The sequence below is a fragment of the Jutongia sp. SJQ-6 genome, assembly GCF_054161275.1.
In genome coordinates, this window is record NZ_CP195314.1 from 444075 (window position 1) to 464796 (window position 20722).

A 20722-nucleotide genomic window follows, 5' to 3' on the forward strand; every position below is an offset into this window, starting at 1 on the left:
AAAAGTGAGTAACCCAGAGGATATCAAGGATGATCATGAAAAGGAAACAGTTGTTTCCCGTAATTTTATTGAAAATATAATTGATAAGGATTTAGAAGACGGCGTCTATAGCAAAATTGTGACGCGTTTTCCACCGGAGCCAAATGGTTATCTGCATATTGGACATGCGAAATCTATTATTTTGAATTCGGGTCTGGCAAAGGAATATGGCGGAGATTTTCATCTTCGTTTTGACGACACCAATCCGATGAAAGAGAAAGCAGAATTTGTTGAGTCGATCATGGAAGATGTTCGCTGGATCTGTGGTGATCTGGATAAGGAAATGGTCTTTTTTGCATCCGACTATTTTGATCAGATGTATGAATGCGCAGTAAAGCTGATCAAAAAGGGAAAAGCATTTGTGTGTGATCTTAATGCTGAGCAGATGCGTGAATATCGTGGTACACTCAAAGAGGCCGGAAAGAATAGCCCATATCGAGATCGTTCTATTGAAGAGAATTTGGATCTGTTTGAACGCATGCGCAATGGTGAGTTTGAGGATGGATCATGTGTACTTCGTGCCAAGATTGATATGTCCTCTCCGAACATGAATATGCGTGATCCGGTTATTTATCGTGTGGCAAGAATGCATCATCATAATGCCGGAGACAAGTGGTGTATTTATCCGATGTATGATTTCGCACATCCGATCGAAGATGCGATCGAGGGTGTTACACATTCGATCTGCACGTTGGAATTTGAAGATCATAGACCGTTGTATGACTGGGTAGTTCGTGAATTGGAGTTTGAGAACCCACCAAAGCAGATTGAGTTTGCAAAATTATATTTGACGAATGTTGTAACCGGTAAGCGTTACATTAAGAAGTTAGTAGAAGATGGTATTGTAGATGGATGGGATGATCCACGTCTCGTGTCGATCGCTGCGCTGCGCCGCCGTGGTTTTACACCGGAATCTATCCGTAATTTTATGGAGCTGTCTGGTGTATCAAAAGCACAGAGCTCCTCTGATTATGCCATGCTTGAGTATTGTATCCGGGAGGATCTCAAGATGAAACGTCCGCGTATGATGGCGGTTCTTGATCCGGTCAAGCTTGTTATTACAAATTATCCGGAAAATGAGATTGAATATCTGGACGTTGCAAACAATCAGGAAAATGAGGAAATGGGAACCCGTAAGGTGCCATTTGGACGCGAATTATATATTGATCGTGCTGATTTTATGATCGAACCGCCGAAAAAGTATTTCCGTTTGTATCCGGGCAATGAAGTTCGATTGATGAATGCATATTTTGTAACTTGTACCGATTATATTACAGATGATGACGGGAATGTGACAGAGATTCATTGTACGTATGATCCGGAGACTAAGAGCGGAAGCGGTTTTACGGGAAGAAAGGTAAAAGGAACCATTCAATGGGTATGTGCCGAGACAGCCGAGAGGGCAGAAGTTCGTTTATACGAAAATATTGTCGATGAGGAAAAGGGCGTGTACAATGAGGATGGAACCATAAATGTTAATCCAAACTCGTTGACAATACTTGAAAATTGCTATGTGGAGCCAGCGTTAGCAGAAGCAAAACCTATGGATAGTTTTCAGTTTGTGCGTCAGGGATATTTCTGTGTAGATTCCAAAGATTCTACGGAGGATCATCTCGTTTTTAACCGCATTGTATCGTTAAAGAGTTCATATCGTCCAAAATAAGGAGGCAAAAGCGACATGGGGTTATTTTCAGGTTTGGAAAAATTTGGCTTAGGTAAGCTGGAAAAAATGGATGTTTTCGAAGAAGAAAAGAAAAGAGATGCAGTCGAACATCCGAAACAGGATCAAAAGCCACAGATTCAAGAAGAAGATTTATTGTTTGATAAATCATTTACATGTCCGGTATGTGATGAGGAATTTCATTCAAAAATGGTGCGTACCGGTAAGGTAAAGTTATTGTCGGCGGACAGTGATCTGCGACCAAAATATCAGATGGTTGATTCGTTAAAATATGATGCATTAGTGTGTCCACACTGTGGCTATGCTGCATTAAGCAGATTCTTTAAGTTTATGCTTCCTGCACAGGCTAAGATGATTCGTGAAAACATCACGGCTAATTTTAAGGGAATCGACACATCGGCAAGTACATATTCTTACGATGACGCAATTATGAGACATCAGCTTGCACTTGCAAATGCTGTTGTCAAAAAGGCTAAGACAAGCGAAAAAGCATACACTTGTCTGAAAATGGCATGGCTTTACCGTGGCAAAGCAGAAAATCTTCCAAAAGATATTAAAGACTATCAGACACAGATCATAGAATTAAAAAAGCAGGAGCTAGAATTGCTCAAAAATGCTTGTGAAGGATTTAAATCTGCATACAGCAAGGAAACGTTTCCAATGTGCGGCATGGATGAGATCACGATGATGTATTTGATTGCAGATCTTTGTCGTAGAATTGGACATTTTGACGAATCAAAACGGTGGATTTCCAGTGTACTTACAAGCCGCGGCGCGAATGAGCGCATTAAGAACAAGGCGAGAGATCTTAAAGATATGGTTGAAAAGGATGTGGAACGCTTATCCAAAGTAAAACATTAAATTGTTTCATATTCGCAATGTTACATAAAAAAATGAGGACATCACGGAAAAACTGTGATGTCCTTTTTTTAGGGTATAGGAAAATGCTCGTAGCGCAGAGGGGTCACCTCAAAGCGCTGGCTTTGCTTTTTTATGCGTATATGTCGCAAATGATATGCAATGTTATCTGTCTGCTTGAAATAAAGCAGATTATTCTGCAATAATGGTATGATTTGTTTTTATAATACTTCTTGGTAGTGCATCTTTAGAATTTTTCCATGGTGCATTTTCGTTTCGATAATCAAATTTATCGGTAAACCACTCCAGATCATCTGTCACACGCTTCATATTATCCAAGTATAGGCGGTTGAGATCATCCAAAAAAGTATCTAATTTCCTACCGGACCATTTGGTGCAGGCTGCAGTGCGCAGATCTGCATAGTGCTTGGTACAAACACCCTTTCCCTGTTGAAAAACTGCCCGAAAATCTGAATCTTTATCATAACAGTAGAGTACAGTGTCAAGATAACGATCAAAGATTCGATGCATACGGTTACAGACATAGCAGGAATTTTCCAGCGTTTCTAAATACTCTGTCAGAGGATCGGTTTCTTTTTTTCCAAATAATCCTTTTTTAGGAGATGTTTGTGATTTTAGTAATGTTTCAATGCGATCATTTGTGCGTTTCATATGAGTATGAAGCATTAAAGCGAGCCCCAGACGATTCTGATATCCGTACATTTTTTGAATATGGTGGCTGCAAAATCCAGTTTCATTGGTTTCCATACGTACATCATCTTCCATATAGCTTGGTCCCATGACAAACTCAATGGATTCTTTTTCAAGATCTTCATATAATTTACAGACCGGGCATTCGCAGTCGGTGCGGAATGCATCTCCGACAGGAATCGTAAACAATTGTTCTTTCAAGTATTTTCCTCCATTCCTAACGCTGCGCTCTTTTACTGTGTCTGATCGTACGGCGTTATTTTCTTTTTCTTATATTTTACAGGAATTGCGGGAAAAAGAAAAGGGAAAGTAAGAAAATACAAAAAGTGAGAAAATAAGAGAATAAGAAAGAAAATAAAAGAATAATATGAAAATAGACAAAAATACAGAAACGCTCTATATTGCATATCCAAAGAAAATGAAATATATTATGCATATGGTTAGCACTCGAATATAGTGAGTGCTAGTAACAGGAAATTAAAAAGGAGGTTTTTAGAATGAAGTTAGCACCTTTAGGAGACAGAGTCGTATTAAAGCAGCTCGAAGCAGAGGAGACAACAAAATCAGGAATTGTATTACCGGGTAACGCACAGGAGAAACCACAGCAGGCGGAGATCATTGCAGTTGGACCTGGCGGAATTGTAGATGGTAAAGAGGTTGAGATGCAGGTTGCAGTTGGTGATAAAGTAATTTATTCCAAGTACGCCGGCACAGAAGTAAAATTAGACGGCGAAGAGTTTATTGTAGTTCGTCAGAATGATATTGTAGCAAAAGTAGTTGATTAAGGAGGAATCTAAAATGGCAAAAGAGATTAAATTTGGTGCAGATGCCAGAGCCGCATTGGAAGCGGGCGTAAATAAATTAGCAGATACTGTTAAAGTTACATTGGGACCAAAAGGAAGAAACGTTGTTCTAGACAAATCTTTTGGGACTCCATTGATCACAAACGATGGTGTTACGATCGCAAAAGATATTGAGTTAGAAGATGGTTTTGAAAATATGGGAGCACAGCTTGTAAAAGAGGTTGCTACTAAGACAAATGATGTTGCCGGAGATGGTACTACAACAGCTACCGTACTTGCACAGGCAATGATCAACGAAGGAATGAAGAACTTAGCAGCAGGTGCTAATCCGATCATTCTTCGTAAAGGAATGAAGCAGGCTTGTGATTGTGCAGTAGATGCGATCGCACAGATGAGTTCTAAAGTAACCGGTAAAGATCAGATTGCAAGAGTTGCAGCAATTTCTGCAGGAGATGATTCTGTTGGAGAGATGGTTGCAGATGCAATGGAAAAGGTTTCTAACGATGGAGTTATTACAATCGAAGAGTCTAAGACCATGAAGACAGAACTTGACCTCGTAGAAGGTATGCAATTTGATCGTGGTTATGTTTCAGCATATATGGCAACAGATATGGATAAGATGGAAGCAAATCTTGATAATCCATATATTTTGATCACAGATAAGAAGATCTCCAATATTCAGGAAATCTTGCCACTTTTGGAAGAGTCTATGCAGGCTGGTGCCAAATTATTGATCATTGCAGAGGATGTAGAGGGCGAGGCATTGACAACCTTAGTTCTGAACCGTCTGCGTGGTACATTAAATGTTGTTGCAGTTAAGGCTCCTGGTTATGGTGACCGCAGAAAAGCAATGCTTGAGGATATTGCTATTTTGACAGGTGGTACTGTGATTTCCGAGGAAGTTGGATTGGAATTAAAAGATACCACATTAGCACAGTGCGGTCGTGCAAAATCTGTAAAAGTTCAGAAAGAGAATACTGTTATCGTTGATGGTGAAGGCGATAAGGCAGCGATTGAGGCAAGAGTATCTCAGATCCGTGCACAGATTGAGGAGACAACATCTGATTTTGACCGTGAGAAATTGCAGGAGAGACTTGCAAAACTTGCCGGCGGTGTTGCAGTTGTTCGTGTTGGTGCAGCTACAGAAACAGAGATGCAGGAAGCAAAGCTTCGTATGGAAGATGCTTTAGCAGCAACAAAAGCAGCTGTTGAAGAAGGTATCATTTCCGGTGGTGGATCTGCATACATTCATGCATCTAAGAAGGTTGCAGCTATGGCAGCTAACTTGGAAGGAGATGAAAAGACCGGTGCCAACATTATCTTGAAAGCACTGGAAGCTCCGCTTACAACAATTGCATACAATGCAGGTTTGGAAGGTGCTGTTATTATCAACAAAGTACGTGAATCTGACGAAGGTGTTGGTTTCAACGCATTGACAGAAGAGTATGTTGACATGGTTAAGGCTGGTATCGTAGATCCTGCTAAAGTTACAAGAAGTGCATTACAGAACGCAACAAGTGTTGCATCTACCCTTCTTACAACAGAATCTGTAGTATCAACGATCAAAGAGGATGTTCCAGCAATGCCGGCAGGAGGAGCAGGCGGAATGGGTATGATGTAATCCGGATCCTTCAAAGTATATCGTTGTAGTATATAGAGCATAATTTATGTTCTGAATAGGCTGCTCTTTTGCAGATCCCAAAGGATTGCAAAAGAGCAGTTATTTTTTCAATATACAGAGAAATCAGGGGTATATTATTTTTTCAAGGGACACTCTTGAGAAAATAATGTAAATTTGTTACAATATTATTGTACCGAACGTAGAATGGAGATTGAGATATGGAACCATTATATTCAGAGACCTATTTAGAGGCCATGATGCCGAAGGAACGCAGACAGAAGCGTAACCTGATGATTGCAATATGTATCATTTTGCCTATTGTTGATCTATTGGTGTTGCATAGTGCGCTGCTTCTTTTTTTTGTTGTAGTAATTGATGCGGTAATGATCGTACTCCTGCCTAAGAAACAGACTGCGTATGAGTATGTGTTTGTAGACGGACAGATTGATTTTGATGCAATATATGGTGGTGAGCAGCGTGTCAATATACAGAAGATTGATTTAGAAAAGGTTGATATTGTGGCACCGGAACAGTCACATGCTTTAGATTCGTATCAGCAGATCCCGTTAAAGGACTGCTCTTCCGGATTTGACAAGGACAGGCATTATATAGCGGTATACCGTGGAGATGATGGAAACAGTGTACGGGTACGTTTCACGCCGGATGAAACACTTTTGAACAATATGAAAGCAAAAGCAAGAAGTAAAATCCAGAGTTGACAAACGTAATGGAATGGCGTATACTTTTCAAAATATTTTAAAGAATAAACATGCATAAGGAGGAAAACAAAAATGGGTACGATAATCGGTGATGGCGTAACCTTTGACGACGTATTATTAGTTCCACAGTATTCGGAGGTAATTCCGAATCAGGTATCATTGAAGACAAATTTGACCAAGAAGATTCAGTTGAACATTCCTATGATGAGTGCGGGAATGGATACGGTAACAGAGTATCGCATGGCAATTGCGATGGCAAGACAGGGTGGTATTGGAATTATTCACAAGAATATGTCTATTGAGGCACAGGCTGATGAGGTAGACAAAGTAAAACGTTCGGAGAATGGTGTTATCACAGATCCATTTTATTTATCTCCAGAGCATACATTGGAAGATGCTAACCGTTTAATGGCAAAATTTCGTATTTCCGGTGTGCCGATCACAGAGGGTAAGAAATTAGTTGGTATTATTACAAACCGCGATCTTAAGTTCGAGACAGATTATACGAAGAAGATCAGTGAAGTTATGACTTCAGAAGGTTTGATCACTGCAGAGCAGGGAATTACGTTAGAGGAAGCTAAGAAGATCCTGGGAGCTTCCCGCAAAGAAAAGCTTCCATTGGTAGATAAAGAGGGCAATCTGACAGGACTTATCACGATCAAGGATATAGAGAAGCAGATCAAATATCCGTTGGCAGCCAAAGACTCTCAGGGACGTCTTCTTTGTGGTGCTGCAGTTGGTATTACAGCAAACGTATTAGATCGTGTAGCTGCTTTGGTAGAAAAGCATGTTGACTGTATCGTGTTGGATTCTGCACATGGACATAGTGCAAACGTGCTTCGTTGTGTCAAGATGATCCGTGAAGCTTATCCGGATCTTCAGATCATTGCCGGTAATGTGGCAACGGCTGAGGGAACAGAAGCTTTGATCAAAGCCGGTGCTGACTGTGTTAAGATTGGAATAGGACCGGGATCTATTTGTACAACACGTATTGTAGCAGGTATTGGTGTACCACAGATGACAGCGATCATGAATGCTTATGAGGCAGCTAAAAAGTATGATGTGCCGATCATTGCAGATGGCGGTATCAAGTATTCCGGAGATATGACAAAGGCCTTGGCAGCCGGAGCGAGTGTCTGCATGATGGGAAGTATCTTTGCAGGATGTGACGAAAGCCCTGGAACATTCGAGCTGTTCCAAGGACGTAAATATAAAGTTTATCGTGGAATGGGATCTATTGCAGCAATGGAGAATGGTAGTAAAGACCGCTATTTCCAGACAGATGCTAAGAAGCTTGTTCCAGAAGGTGTAGAAGGACGTGTGGCATACAAAGGAACTGTGGAGGACACCGTATTCCAGTTGATCGGTGGTATCCGGTCCGGTATGGGTTACTGTGGAGCACAGGATATTCCTACATTGCAGGAAACATCTCAGTTTGTTAAGATTTCCGCTGCTTCTTTGAAAGAGAGTCATCCACATGACATTCACATTACAAAGGAAGCACCAAACTATAGCATTGAAGGAAATTAAGAAGTGAATGACCGATGAAGAAATGGACTGCAAGGCAAAAATTACAAATGAAGCGTCAGATTGCGCTGATCAGTGCTGTCACATTAGTTGTGTTGTTACTGCTTACAGGCAGTTTGACGGCCTACCAGTCGATTCGGGCAGAGCAATGGAGAAAGCAGGAAGAGAAAGAAAGACAGGCGTTGTTTGTCAAGGTTACCAAGCCGGAAATACGTCCTGCGCTTCTTACTCCTAATAAAAATTCCAGACCACAGACTAAGCTAAAAAAAGTCAATGGAATCGTTGTTCATTATACAGCGAATCCCGGTACTGATGCGATGGCAAACCGTAATTATTTCGAAAGTCGAAAGGACAAGCCGGATCAGACAAAATATAAAGTGAGCAGTCACTTTATCATTGGTTTGGATGGGACGATCGTACAGTGTATTCCGCTGGATGAGATTTCTTATGCATCAAATGATCGCAATAAAGATACGGTTTCTATTGAATGTTGTCATCCAAATAAATCCGGCAAGTTTTCTGCGGCTACACAGACCGCTTTGATCCAGTTGTGTGCCTGGCTATGCGGAAACTATGGGATGGATACGTCTGATATTATCAGGCATTATGATGTGACAGGAAAGATGTGCCCGAAATATTATGTGAAACATAAAGATGCATGGACCACCCTTAAAAAGAATATTTCTATAGAACTTTCGCGGTATTCAAAAAAGGAAACCGAGAAGTAACATATGAATGATATTGTATAAAACAGAGAATAATCACACGTTATTCTCTGTTTTTTTGTAATATTTATCAATAGATTTTTTTTGGTTATACGATATAATTATTAATAATATGGGATATAAAAATACGTATGTAAGCTGTTTGGAATGGAGGGAAAATGACCAGAACAGCGAAAATAATGGTTATAATGTTTTTTTGCCTGACCGGACTGCTTACGGTTGAGCAGAAAGCGGCATCTGCACAAAGCACATTGGAAAAGAATGTCATTTACGGTCAGGACAAGATAGGATCGTATCAAAATGAATTGGAACAATCCGTTGATCCATCTGTATCGGTTGTTGGTGTGAAAGTGCGATTAAAGCAATCGCTTGGTTATGATGTCATTACCTATGCTGCAGATACTTGGAACAAAACTGCAGATGGTACGTGGAAGTATATTGGAACAGAAGTGGACGGAGAGCAGGGACAGTTTGGTTCGATGATGCATTCTTATTCTTCGATTAATATATTGGGGTATACCTCTCCACGTTTTGGTATTATTACGGGTATGATGCGTAATTATATGTCTAAGAAATTGCCGGAAGAGTATTCGGTTGTTACACGTAAAATCGTACGAGGTACAGAAACTTCAAGGACGACGCAGTATTCTTTTCAAACACAAGAGCAGTTAGTAAAACAGAAGGATTCTCTGCTGCATGCTCTTCGAGGGAATGGAGAGGCGATTTCTGTATGCGAACATGTAGCAACAGGCACATCTTATGAATACACGATCTATCCGGCACAAACTATTGATGTTTCTCAAAAGAATATTGCTATCAATACGGGCAGTTGCAGCGTTGAGCAGGTTGGTACAGCATATTTTGATGGTTCTCATTATTATTTGTATAAACTGCCAAAACTGTGTGCACCAACAGGATATACGATGGATCTGGAAGGCTGGTATGACCAAAAGCAGGGGGGAACAAAATACGAAGAGGGTTCTTTGCTGCCTATGAATAAGACACTCTATGCCAGATACACGTTGACAAAAAATAAGTATTCCGTGATATGTATTGATAAGATACGGGATAGTAAGGGCATTGAGCTTGGGAGAACAGAATGGATGCAGGAATATGCCACGACAGCAGACGGTGCGTCCAGAGGAAGTGTGCCGTTACCGGATACATATTACGAAGGTGTACGTTATATTGGTGCAACGAGACAGTCAGTCGGTGCGGCACAGACAATTGTTTATCGTTTTTTTGATTATGCCGATTATGCAGTGACAGTTGTAGATGTTGTAAAATCAACGGCAGCAAAAGATGTTGTTTTAGGTTCGCATCAGATACAGTGTCCTTATCAGAAATTTATCTCCGGAGGAGAACTGGTGGGCGATAATACCGAAGAAGGAGCGTATTATTTGGGATATGTATATCGTTCGGATACCTCAGATCGTGTTTTGACAAAGGGAACGACGGTCTATCGGTATTTTAGTCCGATCACGTATGATGTGTTATTTGATGGTAATGGAGCGACAGAAGGAGAAATGGAACCGATGCAGGGATGCCGGTATGGTTTGACTTATACGTTGCCGTTGAATTCTTTCAAACGGAATATTAAAGTTCGTTTTGATCTGCAAGCAGAAGATGCTGTATTTGGAGACGATGAGATATCTATTGCATGTCCTTTTGAGGGGTGGTCAGACAAAGAAGATGGTTCTGTACTGTTTCAAAATGGAGCATCATTTTTAAATCTTTTGGATTGTTCCGGGACAAAACAATGGTATGCACATTGGGGCGAAGCTGCTTATACCGTGCAAAAGATGCCAAATCGCATGGGATATCAATTCGCAGGATGGTCTACAGATCCCAATGCGGTGCAGGGACAGTCTGCGTTTTCATTTTCTGAAGATGCAACATTGTATGCAATCTGGAAAGCAGATGTTGTAGAGTATCATGTTGAATATTACAAAGAAAAACTCGATGGACTTTTTGAAAAAGCAGCTTCGTATGCTTTTCATGGTTATACCGGTAAAGAGATTTCTGTTGAGAATGTAGAGCAATTATATCCCGGATACTATATTGATGCGACATCGTCGACATTATCCGGACGTATTAAAGGAGACGGAAGTCTTGTGCTGTCCGTATATTATCGTCGTAATTCCTATTCACTACAGTTTCATTTGGAAGGTGGAAGCCTGCCGGCAGAATACAGGGAATTGAAAGGGAAATATGAAGAGACGATCACAATTCCTAAGGAAACACCGAAGAAAGAGCGTTGCGAATTTTTAGGATGGACAGCAGATCGCGGTAGTACACAAATATACATCAAGGCAGGAGAAACGTATCATATACCAAATCATGATCAGATTTTGTATGCGGTATGGAAACCGGATAGTTATAAGGTTAAGTATATGTTGGACGATCATTCCAATGAAGTTGTTATAGAAAAAGAATATGCATATGATGAAGAATTGGATATGCCGGAATGTACCAGTGACAAGAAAGGGTATCAGTTTGTTGGCTGGAAATTTATGGATAGAGAAGATGCAGGCTGTTACCAGGCGGGAGATCGATTAGAAAGCCTTTATCGGGTTAAAGATGAGGTGATCCGAATGTATGCTGTTTGGAGACCGGTACAAGGTAATATTATATTCGATGCCAATTTTGAGGAGGAAGAAGATGCAGTAAGCGGAACGATGAATCCCATTTTTTACCAATATGAAAGTGAATGCTTGATTCCAGACAATAAATATAAGTTGGCAGGTTATACGTTCGCGGGTTGGAGTATGAAGCGTGATGGAAGTGGCAAACGTTATCATACCGGAGATGACCTTAAGAATGTATTTGATACAGAAGGAGATCATACGTTATATGGAGTGTGGAAAACAGCAACCGATACACCGTTTCGGATTCGGGTATGTAAAACAAATGTTGCAGGCGACAAAGAAATCGAAGAAGTGCTTCATCTGCGGGGAGAGACTAATTGTTCGGTCAGACAGGCTTTGTTTGACTTTTATGAAATGGATTCACTGGAGAAAGTATTTCATGGATTTAAGGTGGTTGATAGTAATGCTCTTAATACAACAATCCGACGGGATGGTTCCACAGAGGTGACCATTCATCTCCAAAGAAAAACATATCGTGTTATTGTTATGTCTGAAACTGAGAAACCATATTATGAGAAAGAGTGTATTTATGAAGAGGAGATCACTCTTCCTACAGAACTGGAAGGTGTAGGAAATGTTGCCAGATATTCCAGTGAAAACGGTATGAATTATTCTGGAGATCTCCCTTTTTCTGTGATGGATGATATGACACTAGTTCCTCAACATAGTATATGTTATTGGTTAGATGGTCAGATTGAAGAACAATTTGTAACTCACGGCAAAGAAACAGAAGCGTTCACTCCGGAAGAAAAAGGATATTGCTTTGATGGCTGGTATACATCAAAAGAACTGGATGCGAGATTCTGTGATGCAGGAGAACGAATTTCTGTATCTGAAAATATGACGTTGTATGGAAAATGGACCACCAATAAAAAGAGTTATACGATCACATATGATTTTGGAGATTACGATGATGTTATTGCATTGGAAGAGTTGACGCCATGTTATACATATGGCGGGACAGTTCTGCTGCCGACAGCAGTGCAATTAGATATACCGGATCGTTATGAGTTTGTCGGATGGTACGAAAAGGGAGATGAGACACATAGAATAATCCGCCGTATAATCGGTTCTATGTACGGAGACAAAACATTTTGTCTATATTTACGTGAACGGACAGTTTTTCCAACGCCAACACTTCCATCAGCTTCTGAGATTCCGTCACCAAGTGTAGAGCCGATGGATCCTTCGACAACAGACGATCCGTCATCAAGTGATACACCGTTAGACCCATCTGTATCTGCTGCACCAATGCCAAGTAATGTTCCAAACAATTCAGCATCGAATCTGCCTCAGACACCGAATAAAACAATTATTCAGAATCCTCTTCAAGGGTCGGATAAGAAGTTAGGAAAGGCACAAAATGATACCTTTACCGTACGTAAGATCACGTATCGGGTTTTATCGGTGAAGAAGAAGACAGTAACGGTTACCGGAGCAGATAAATCTATATCGGTGTTGCGTATTCCGGCTAGTGTCACAAAGAATCGTGTGAAGTACCGTGTTGTGAAAGTCTCTTCCAAAGCTTTTTATAAACACAATAATCTTCAAAAAGTGATCATTGGTAAACATGTTACAGCTATCGGAAATAAAGCATTTGCATATAACCGAAAGCTAAAATTTGCCTCATTGGGCAGATCGGTGACGAAGATCGGTACAAAATCTTTTTATGGAAATAAAAAGTTAAAGAAACTGGTGATTTCCGGTAAAAAATTACGCACAGTTGGAACAAAAGCCTTTTCATCTGGCCAATCCGGAAAGATTATTGTTAAAGCGGTGAAAGGAAAACAGAAAAAATATTGTCGTTTATTGCGGAAAGCGGGCATGAAGAGTAAGATTCGAGTCTTGTGATCAAAGGCAAAAAGTAAGATTCGGTTTTAAGGATTAAAAGTGTTGCAGACTAAAATTTAAGTTTGATAAGCTGGATCGTTCTTGATACATGGAGTAGTATAGTGAGAAAATAGGAACGAAAAAATAGTAGTAAGAAAACTGCAACGAAAAACGGAGAAAAACCATCCACACCATTGATGGTTTTTCTCCGTAATATTTCTAAAAAGAATTATGCAATTTTATTTACTGCAATTGTTAAGCGAGAGATTTTTCTGGAAGCATTCTTCTGATGATAAACACCTTTGCTTGCAGCTTTATTAATCTCAGAAATTGCAGCCGTTAAAGCTGTTGTTGCTGCAGCCTTATCGTTAGCAGCGATTGCAGCATCTACCTTTTTGATAGCAGTCTTAACTTTGGAGCGGATTGCTTTGTTACGCTCAGCATTTCTGCGCTCAACTAATATTCTCTTCTTTGCTGATTTAATGTTAGCCATTTCTTTTACACCTCCCAATCGTGAAATCTTTGTGTTTCATCAAACCGGACACGGTCGGCTTTGAGTAAACATACTCATATATAATAAAGAATATAGCAAGGAATGTCAATACATAAATTTCAAAAAAGTGGAAAAATTAAGAATAACTCAAACTTCCGGTATGGAAAGTTTGAGTGAGAATAATTATAGCATTGTTGTGAGGAGGAATGGTGTTGGATAACAGGGTAATGGAGAAACATACGGATCTGGCGATTGAAGTTCGAGAAAGTTTTCCGGAAGATTCCGTGGAGATTGATGGGGTATGCTTGGAAAAGCATACTTTGGCTGGTGGAGAACTTTTGGTGACACGTGTCATTATTAAAGATCAGCATGGGGCAGAACAAATGGGAAAACCGGTTGGAGATTATTTTACGCTGGAGTTTCAATCCTTGGAAGCACAGGAGACGATCCAAAAAGAAATATATAAAATTTTAGATTGTCTGCTGCCGGTGAAAGATCATTTATCAGTGTTAGTGACCGGTTTAGGAAATCGTTTCGCAACTCCGGATGCACTCGGCCCTTATGTTGTAGAACACATTCAAGTAAATCGTCATCTGGAAACAGACCCTGCTGTTATGTTCAGTGCAGTGATTCCAGGGGTTATGGCACAGACCGGAATTGAGAGTGGTGAAATACTAGGTGGTATTATTAACACGGTCAAACCCGATGTGCTGCTTGTCGTTGATGCTCTGGCCACCAGCAGTGTGCGTAGATTATGCCATACGATACAGATTACGGACACCGGAATTTCGCCGGGAGCAGGTATTGGAAATCATCGTTTTCCGGTAAATCAGGAGACAATGGGAATACCTGTAATCGCAATTGGCGTACCTACGGTGGTTGATGCTAATACTATTGTTATTAACACAATGGAAGAATTTCTCCAAAAAGAAGGTCTGGCTGAGCAGGATATAGATACGTTTCTAAGGGATATTAGTAAACAGTCCATTCAAGATCTTTTTGTTACACCTAAAGATATTGAAATGCAGATCCGTGAGATTGGAAAGCTGATCGCCGGAGGGATTGATCAATTCCAGTCGGGGATGGAATAGTTTCTTATGTTGCATCATAAGCTAGGATAGAAACCCTTGGAAACTTGCATAGAAAAGAGGAAACATGGATCGGACGAGTTGGCAGACCATTAAATGCGGGATTAAACTTACCATACTTTTGTCGATTCTGCTTTGGAGCGGGATTTTGGTCGTTGGACTGCATAGACAGTATCAATTGCTTGCCAAAGCTAAGGATCAGGTGGAAAAGGATTTAGTTGGATTTGGCTTTTCCGGCAGTAAGATGGCCGAAAAACAGTCCGGTAGTTCGCTGCTTACAGGACAGACGGCGCTATTACACTATCTGCAGGATCAAAGGAATGGAGAGGATAATGCGGCAACAGTGGCAGCATGGAAACAGCAAAAAGCGGGGAAAAGCTCATTAGTTAAGATGAAAAATACGAAGACATCATCACAGAAAATATCTGCGTCCAAAGCCGGTGCCACAGGGAAAGTATTATATGTATTTAATAATAAAAGCAATGACATTACAAAGTATAACAGAGCAGTCTCACCGTCAAGGCAGACTGCCGTCAATAGTACATCAAAAGCACCAAAACGCAGGGAAGTACAAAAGAAAGAGTTGTTCACTGCTTATAAGGGAAACAAAACGTCAGAACAAAAAAAGGTTTCTAAACTATACCAAAATATGGACATGAAGTATCTGTTGAAGAATTTTTATATTATCGATTCTTCGACTTCCGTAGATAAGAAGATATTTCAACCAAAAACACTATTAAAGATGTCGATGCAAATAAAGAAAAAAAAGACACCACAAATATTGATCTATCATACGCATGCGGCATCGGAACGATTTGCAAATAGCCGTGCAAATAAAGATGAAGACAGCATTGTGGGCGTGGGGGAAGAGCTGGCACAGATATTAACGCGTAAATACGGATATCATGTGATTCATGATGAAACAAAATATGATATGGTGAAAGGAAGTATTGATCGCAATAAGGCGTATAATCAGTCTGGCGATGGAGTGAAGAGATTGCTTCAAAAATACCCGGATATACAGGTGATCATTGATCTTCACCGGGATGGTGTGGGCAATAAAGTGCACAGATTAACGTCTATTAGAGGAAAACGCACCGCACAGGTCATGTTTTTTAATGGATTGTCCCGTAATCAAAAGGGAAACATCGCATATTTACATAATGATAATCTACAGGCAAATCTAGCCTTTAGTCTTCAAATGAAGATTGCCTGTATGAAAACATACCCGGGTTTTGCAAAGCCGATCTATCTGAAAAATTATCGCTACAATCTACATATGAAGCAGCGATCTCTATTGATAGAGCTTGGTAATGAAAATAATACCGTGGAAGAAGCCAAAAATGCAATGACACCGTTAGCAGATGTGCTGCATCAGGTGCTTTCCGGAAAAAACAAATAACGGTTCCCATTTTTTGACAGAGAAAACGGTATTTTCACTAATTTATGGGTACAAAAGGAAATGGAAGCCGCTTTTTGCAATTTTGTTTGCGGGAAACAGGGTAACTGTGCTATACTTTATGCGCAAAAGAAAATACAGAAAGCACATGTTACAAAGCTTTACGGCAGAATGGAGATAATAATGGAGAGAACGAATCAATCACATATTAGAAATTTTTGTATCGTTGCGCATATCGATCATGGGAAAAGCACATTGGCAGACCGGATTATTGAGCGTACAGGACTTTTGACCAGCCGAGAGATGCAGGCTCAGGTGTTAGACAATATGGATCTGGAGCGGGAGCGTGGAATTACGATCAAGGCGCAGACGGTTCGCATTGTTTATAAGGCGAAAAATGGCGAGGAGTATATTTTTAACTTGATCGATACACCGGGACATGTAGATTTTAATTACGAAGTTTCACGTAGTCTTGCGGCATGCGAAGGTGCGATCTTAATCGTGGATGCAGCGCAGGGAATTGAGGCGCAGACGCTTGCTAACTGTTATTTGGCACTGGATCACGACCTCGAGATCATGCCGGTCATTAATAAAATTGATCTGCCGAGTGCAGAACCGGAGCGGGTAAAAGAAGAAATTGAAGATATTATTGGTTTGGATGCATCAGATGCACCATTGATCTCAGCAAAAATGGGAACGAATATCGATGAAGTGCTGGAGCAGATCATTTCAAAGATCCCTGCACCGAATGGTGATCCGGACGCTCCATTACAGGCTTTGATCTTTGACTCTATTTATGATGCATATAAAGGTGTTATTATTTTTTGCCGCATTTTTGATGGAACCGTTCGAAAAGGGCAGCAGATATTAATGATGGCAACAGGTGCCAAGGCAGAAGTGGTAGAAGTTGGTATTTTTGGTGCCGGTCAGTTTATCCCAACAGATGAATTGTCGGCGGGAATGGTTGGATACATTACAGCCAGTCTGAAAAATGTACAGGATACAAGAGTGGGCGATACGGTTACGCTTGCCAGTGACCCTTGCAAAGAGGCGCTTCCGGGATATAAAAAGGTTCAGCCAATGGTTTATTGCGGACTTTACCCATCCGATGGAGCGAAATACCCGGATCTTCGGGATGCTCTAGAGAAACTTCAGCTTAACGATGCTGCATTGCAATTTGAAGCAGAGACTTCCGTGGCATTGGGATTTGGATTCCGCTGTGGATTTTTAGGACTGTTACATTTGGAAATTGTACAGGAACGTTTGGAACGTGAATATAATCTGGACCTTGTGACGACAGCACCGGGTGTTATCTATCACGTATATAAAACCAATGGCGAGATGATCGAAGTGACCAATCCGTCTAATCTCCCGGATCCTTCTGAGATTGAACATATGGAGGAACCGGTTGTGACAGCAGAGATCATGGTTACGACAGAATATGTTGGAGCAATCATGAATCTTTGTCAGGAACGTCGAGGTGTTTATCTTGGAATGGAATATTTGGAGGAGACTCGTGCGGTCTTAAAATATGAGCTGCCGTTAAACGAGATAATTTATGATTTCTTTGACGCACTGAAATCCCGTTCCAGAGGCTATGCATCGTTAGATTATGAAATGAAGGGATATGTTCCGTCGAACCTAGTGAAGTTAGATATTTTGATCAATCGCGAGGAAATTGATGCGCTATCCTTTATTTTGCATGCAGATACGGCATATGAACGCGGCCGTAAAATGTGCGAAAAACTCAAAAAAGAGATTCCGAGACAGTTGTTTGAAATCCCAATTCAGGCGGCGATCGGCAGCAAGATCATTGCCAGAGAGACGGTAAAGGCGATGCGTAAGGACGTATTGGCAAAATGTTATGGTGGTGATATTTCCCGTAAGAGAAAGCTGTTAGAGAAACAGAAAGAGGGAAAGAAGAGAATGCGTCAGTTTGGCAATGTAGAAATTCCGCAGCAGGCATTTATGAGTGTTTTGAAATTGGATGAAGAATAAATTCGAACCGGCATATTTTGTTGTGTGTACTGTGAGAGCATAGGAGAACATTATGACAAAGAAAAAAGTAGCGATATATCTACATATACCGTTTTGTGTACAGAAATGCTACTATTGTGATTTTTTGTCGGCACCGGCAGAGGAACGGATCAAAACGCTATATGTAGAGGCGTTGCTTCGTGAATGCGAATACTGGAAAGAGCGGATATCTGATTATGAAGTAACGAGTTTGTTTGTGGGTGGAGGAACACCGACAAGCCTTTCTGTCGGGCAATTACAGACGCTGCAAAAGGCGGTTATGAGCTTGTATCAGCCGGATAAGACTCGCCATGTTGAATTTACGGTGGAGATGAATCCGGGAACAGTGGATGCAGACAAACTTAGTGTACTAAAGGAGATGGGAGTAAACCGGGTAAGTGTGGGCTTACAGTCTGCGGATGACGCAGAATTGCAGCGGCTAGGCAGGATACATTCGTTTGCAGATTTTTTGCGGACCGTAGATCTGCTGCACAAGGCTTCCTTAACAAATTTTAATGTTGATATCATGGCTGCGCTTCCGGGGCAGAATATAGCAAGTTACCGCAGGACACTGCAGGCGGTCACGGCCGTTTCTCCGGCACATATATCAGCATATAGTTTGATCTTGGAAAAGGGGACAGCCTTTTTTGCACAGGCTAAAAAAGGTCTTTTGGACTTGCCGGATGAAGATACCGAGCGCAAAATGGACGAAATAACGGAGGAATATCTGGCTGATTGCGGTTATCACAGATATGAAATCTCGAATTATGCGAAGAACGGCCAAGAATGTGTACACAACACAACCTATTGGCGTATGGGGGATTATTTAGGTTTAGGGCTTGGAGCATCGTCTTATTTTGAAGGGGCAAGATTTCAAAATGAAACAGAGTTGTCCGTCTATCTGCAGGAATTGCCGCAAGATCATTCCGGTTTACGACATGTTGTGACGAAAAAAGAGCAAATGGAAGAGTTTGTATTTTTGGGACTTCGAATGACTTCCGGAATTTCGTTGACAGAATACAATAAGTGGTTTAGCACTGATTTTCGGAAACAATACCAAACGGTTTTGCCGATGCTTTTGGAAAATAACCTATTGGCAGAAAATGAGAATCGTGATAGAATCTATCTGACAAAGCGGGGACGGGATGTCAGCAATGCAGTGCTGGCGGAGTTTTTGCTAGAGGAAGAATAACAGTTATGACTGAACGAGAAAGGCATGGTGTAGAAATGGCAAAAGTAGGAATTTTAATGGGTAGTGATTCAGATCTTGAGATTATGAGCAAAGCTGCAAAAATGTTGGAAGATTTCGGGATTGATTATGAGATGAATGTTATCTCAGCACATCGAGAGCCGGATGTTTTTGTAGAATATGCAAAAACTGCAAAAGATAGAGGCATTGATGTTATTATTGCAGGTGCTGGTGGAGCAGCGCATCTTCCGGGAATGTGTGCAGCGATCTTCCCACTTCCGGTTATCGGCGTTCCGATTCATACAAAATCACTCGGTGGAGTAGATTCTCTGTACTCTATTGTACAGATGCCTTCTGGAATACCGGTTGCAACGGTTGCTATCAATGGAGCAGCAAATGCAGCGATTTTGGCAGCAAAGATGTTATCAATCTCAGATACTGCGTTGCAGGATAAACTGGCTGCTTATAAAGAAGGCTTAAAGGATCAGGTGGTTGCCAAAGATGAAAAATTAAATAAACTTGGTTATGCAGCTTATTTGGAGCAGATGTAAGCGATGGAACCAATTGTGGTTGGCGGCTATCTGCTGCTTATGAACATAGTCGGATTATATGTGATGTATTCTGACAAGAGGCGAGCGATCAAGCATCGTTTCCGTATACCGGAACGCATGTTATTCATTGTGAGTCTGCTTGGAGGGAGTATCGGAACATGGGCAGGAATGTATTTGTTTCGCCACAAGACAAAACATTGGTATTTTGTTGTAGGAATGCCTTTGATCTTGTTGTGTCAGTGCGCGGGGGCAGTATATTATCTGTTCCTCTAATAGGATCTTGAAGTCTCTTGTCAAAAGGATGGCAAATAAGAAATTTTGCTTGTTTATCCGGATGGCAGGAGACTTTACTTTTTAGGAGCTACGTGCTAAAATATGCTCTGAATGAGTAGCACAGACAATCGCGGCTGCAAGTGCCGAAAGGCCGCAGGTGAGGAAAGTCCGGGCTTCATAGGGCAGGATGCCGGATAACGTCCGGTGGAGGCGACTCCCAGGCAAGTGCAACAGAAAATAACCGCCTTTATAGGTAAGGGTGAAACGGCGAGGTAAGAGCTCACCGCATTTTTGGTAACAAAAATGGCAGATGTAAACCCCATCCGAAGCAAGACCGAACAGGGATGATACGGCGGCCCGTCGTGTTCCGGGTAGGTTGCTTGAACCTGTTGGCAACAGCAGGTCTAGATAGATGATTGTCAAATACAGAACTCGGCTTATCGTGCTGCTCATTATTTCAAATAAGGTCGAACGGGGAAGATGCCTGTAAGCTGCAGGATTCGTGCTGCGGACTTTGAAGCGCAGACCATAATAGACAGATAAACGGAGGA

At 41.1% G+C, this 20722-nt stretch carries 16 protein-coding genes and 1 other RNA gene; 15 read left to right on the forward strand and 2 right to left on the reverse strand.

Annotated features, from left to right (window positions below):
- Nucleotides 1-4 precede the first annotated feature (4 nt).
- Together ACSAJE_RS02025 and ACSAJE_RS02030 are read left to right on the forward strand one after the other, a co-directional pair.
- A complete protein-coding gene (locus ACSAJE_RS02025; protein ID WP_022026213.1) occupies nucleotides 5-1702 on the forward strand; it encodes a glutamine--tRNA ligase/YqeY domain fusion protein in 1698 nt (565 codons plus the stop codon).
- 15 nt (nucleotides 1703-1717) lie between these two features.
- On the forward strand, nucleotides 1718-2581 hold the full coding sequence (locus tag ACSAJE_RS02030; protein ID WP_118690168.1) for a DUF2225 domain-containing protein: 864 nt from the start codon (nucleotides 1718-1720) through the stop codon (nucleotides 2579-2581).
- A gap of 189 nt (nucleotides 2582-2770) precedes the next feature.
- Here the strand turns inward: ACSAJE_RS02030 and ACSAJE_RS02035 are convergent, their stop codons facing one another.
- Nucleotides 2771-3490 (reverse strand): DUF6062 family protein, encoded by a 720-nt coding sequence (locus tag ACSAJE_RS02035; protein WP_022026211.1) that lies wholly within the window; start codon nucleotides 3488-3490, stop codon nucleotides 2771-2773.
- Between the two features lie 296 nt (nucleotides 3491-3786).
- On the opposite strand from ACSAJE_RS02035, the gene ACSAJE_RS02040 reads away from it, so the two are divergent.
- The 6 genes from ACSAJE_RS02040 (at nucleotide 3787) to ACSAJE_RS02065 (ending at nucleotide 13183) form a co-directional block, all read left to right on the forward strand.
- Complete coding sequence (locus ACSAJE_RS02040) at nucleotides 3787-4074, forward strand: co-chaperone GroES (protein WP_022026210.1); 288 nt, start codon at nucleotides 3787-3789, stop codon at nucleotides 4072-4074.
- 13 nt (nucleotides 4075-4087) lie between these two features.
- On the forward strand, nucleotides 4088-5713 hold the full coding sequence (groL, locus tag ACSAJE_RS02045) for a chaperonin GroEL (RefSeq protein ID WP_458009543.1): 1626 nt from the start codon (nucleotides 4088-4090) through the stop codon (nucleotides 5711-5713).
- A 218-nt stretch (nucleotides 5714-5931) separates the two neighbouring features.
- The gene (locus ACSAJE_RS02050; RefSeq protein ID WP_118690169.1) at nucleotides 5932-6432 is read left to right on the forward strand and encodes a hypothetical protein; all 501 of its coding nucleotides are present in this window, start codon (nucleotides 5932-5934) and stop codon (nucleotides 6430-6432) included.
- A 72-nt stretch (nucleotides 6433-6504) separates the two neighbouring features.
- Nucleotides 6505-7962, forward strand: coding sequence for an IMP dehydrogenase (guaB, locus tag ACSAJE_RS02055; RefSeq protein WP_458009544.1), 1458 nt, complete (start codon nucleotides 6505-6507; stop codon nucleotides 7960-7962).
- 14 nt (nucleotides 7963-7976) lie between these two features.
- Nucleotides 7977-8687 carry a peptidoglycan recognition protein family protein gene (locus ACSAJE_RS02060; RefSeq protein WP_118506361.1) on the forward strand — a complete coding sequence of 237 codons (711 nt, stop codon included), beginning with the start codon at nucleotides 7977-7979 and terminating at the stop codon, nucleotides 8685-8687.
- Nucleotides 8688-8842: 155 nt separating this feature from the next.
- Nucleotides 8843-13183 carry an InlB B-repeat-containing protein gene (locus ACSAJE_RS02065; RefSeq protein WP_458009545.1) on the forward strand — a complete coding sequence of 1447 codons (4341 nt, stop codon included), beginning with the start codon at nucleotides 8843-8845 and terminating at the stop codon, nucleotides 13181-13183.
- A gap of 208 nt (nucleotides 13184-13391) precedes the next feature.
- On the opposite strand, the gene rpsT is transcribed toward ACSAJE_RS02065, so the two are convergent.
- Nucleotides 13392-13655 carry a 30S ribosomal protein S20 gene (rpsT, locus tag ACSAJE_RS02070; protein ID WP_022026205.1) on the reverse strand — a complete coding sequence of 88 codons (264 nt, stop codon included), beginning with the start codon at nucleotides 13653-13655 and terminating at the stop codon, nucleotides 13392-13394.
- A 212-nt stretch (nucleotides 13656-13867) separates the two neighbouring features.
- On the opposite strand from rpsT, the gene gpr reads away from it, so the two are divergent.
- From gpr to rnpB, 7 genes are all read left to right on the forward strand, one after another.
- Complete coding sequence (gene gpr, locus ACSAJE_RS02075; protein ID WP_458009546.1) at nucleotides 13868-14746, forward strand: GPR endopeptidase; 879 nt, start codon at nucleotides 13868-13870, stop codon at nucleotides 14744-14746.
- Between the two features lie 64 nt (nucleotides 14747-14810).
- Nucleotides 14811-16145 (forward strand): stage II sporulation protein P, encoded by a 1335-nt coding sequence (gene spoIIP / locus ACSAJE_RS02080; RefSeq protein WP_458009547.1) that lies wholly within the window; start codon nucleotides 14811-14813, stop codon nucleotides 16143-16145.
- Between the two features lie 180 nt (nucleotides 16146-16325).
- Nucleotides 16326-18140 carry a translation elongation factor 4 gene (lepA, locus tag ACSAJE_RS02085; RefSeq protein WP_022025261.1) on the forward strand — a complete coding sequence of 605 codons (1815 nt, stop codon included), beginning with the start codon at nucleotides 16326-16328 and terminating at the stop codon, nucleotides 18138-18140.
- A 52-nt stretch (nucleotides 18141-18192) separates the two neighbouring features.
- Nucleotides 18193-19350, forward strand: coding sequence for a radical SAM family heme chaperone HemW (gene hemW / locus ACSAJE_RS02090; RefSeq protein WP_458009548.1), 1158 nt, complete (start codon nucleotides 18193-18195; stop codon nucleotides 19348-19350).
- A 35-nt stretch (nucleotides 19351-19385) separates the two neighbouring features.
- The gene (gene purE / locus ACSAJE_RS02095) at nucleotides 19386-19898 is read left to right on the forward strand and encodes a 5-(carboxyamino)imidazole ribonucleotide mutase (RefSeq protein ID WP_118506423.1); all 513 of its coding nucleotides are present in this window, start codon (nucleotides 19386-19388) and stop codon (nucleotides 19896-19898) included.
- A gap of 3 nt (nucleotides 19899-19901) precedes the next feature.
- Nucleotides 19902-20171: a DUF1294 domain-containing protein gene (locus tag ACSAJE_RS02100; RefSeq protein ID WP_022025264.1), complete on the forward strand. Its 270-nt coding sequence runs from the start codon at nucleotides 19902-19904 to the stop codon at nucleotides 20169-20171.
- A 112-nt stretch (nucleotides 20172-20283) separates the two neighbouring features.
- An RNA gene (rnpB, locus tag ACSAJE_RS02105) (RNase P RNA component class A) lies at nucleotides 20284-20627 on the forward strand.
- The last annotated feature ends 95 nt before the right edge of the window (nucleotides 20628-20722 follow it).

Coding starts and splice junctions, on each gene's coding strand:
- ACSAJE_RS02030 (WP_118690168.1), top strand. CDS start 1,718: ATGGGGTTATTTTCAGGTTTGGAAAAATTTGGCTTAGGTAAGCTGGAA.
- ACSAJE_RS02040 (WP_022026210.1), top strand. CDS start 3,787: ATGAAGTTAGCACCTTTAGGAGACAGAGTCGTATTAAAGCAGCTCGAA.
- groL (WP_458009543.1), top strand. CDS start 4,088: ATGGCAAAAGAGATTAAATTTGGTGCAGATGCCAGAGCCGCATTGGAA.
- ACSAJE_RS02050 (WP_118690169.1), top strand. CDS start 5,932: ATGGAACCATTATATTCAGAGACCTATTTAGAGGCCATGATGCCGAAG.
- guaB (WP_458009544.1), top strand. CDS start 6,505: ATGGGTACGATAATCGGTGATGGCGTAACCTTTGACGACGTATTATTA.
- ACSAJE_RS02060 (WP_118506361.1), top strand. CDS start 7,977: ATGAAGAAATGGACTGCAAGGCAAAAATTACAAATGAAGCGTCAGATT.
- ACSAJE_RS02065 (WP_458009545.1), top strand. CDS start 8,843: ATGACCAGAACAGCGAAAATAATGGTTATAATGTTTTTTTGCCTGACC.
- rpsT (WP_022026205.1), bottom strand. CDS start 13,655: ATGGCTAACATTAAATCAGCAAAGAAGAGAATATTAGTTGAGCGCAGA.
- spoIIP (WP_458009547.1), top strand. CDS start 14,811: ATGGATCGGACGAGTTGGCAGACCATTAAATGCGGGATTAAACTTACC.
- lepA (WP_022025261.1), top strand. CDS start 16,326: ATGGAGAGAACGAATCAATCACATATTAGAAATTTTTGTATCGTTGCG.
- hemW (WP_458009548.1), top strand. CDS start 18,193: ATGACAAAGAAAAAAGTAGCGATATATCTACATATACCGTTTTGTGTA.
- purE (WP_118506423.1), top strand. CDS start 19,386: ATGGCAAAAGTAGGAATTTTAATGGGTAGTGATTCAGATCTTGAGATT.
- ACSAJE_RS02100 (WP_022025264.1), top strand. CDS start 19,902: ATGGAACCAATTGTGGTTGGCGGCTATCTGCTGCTTATGAACATAGTC.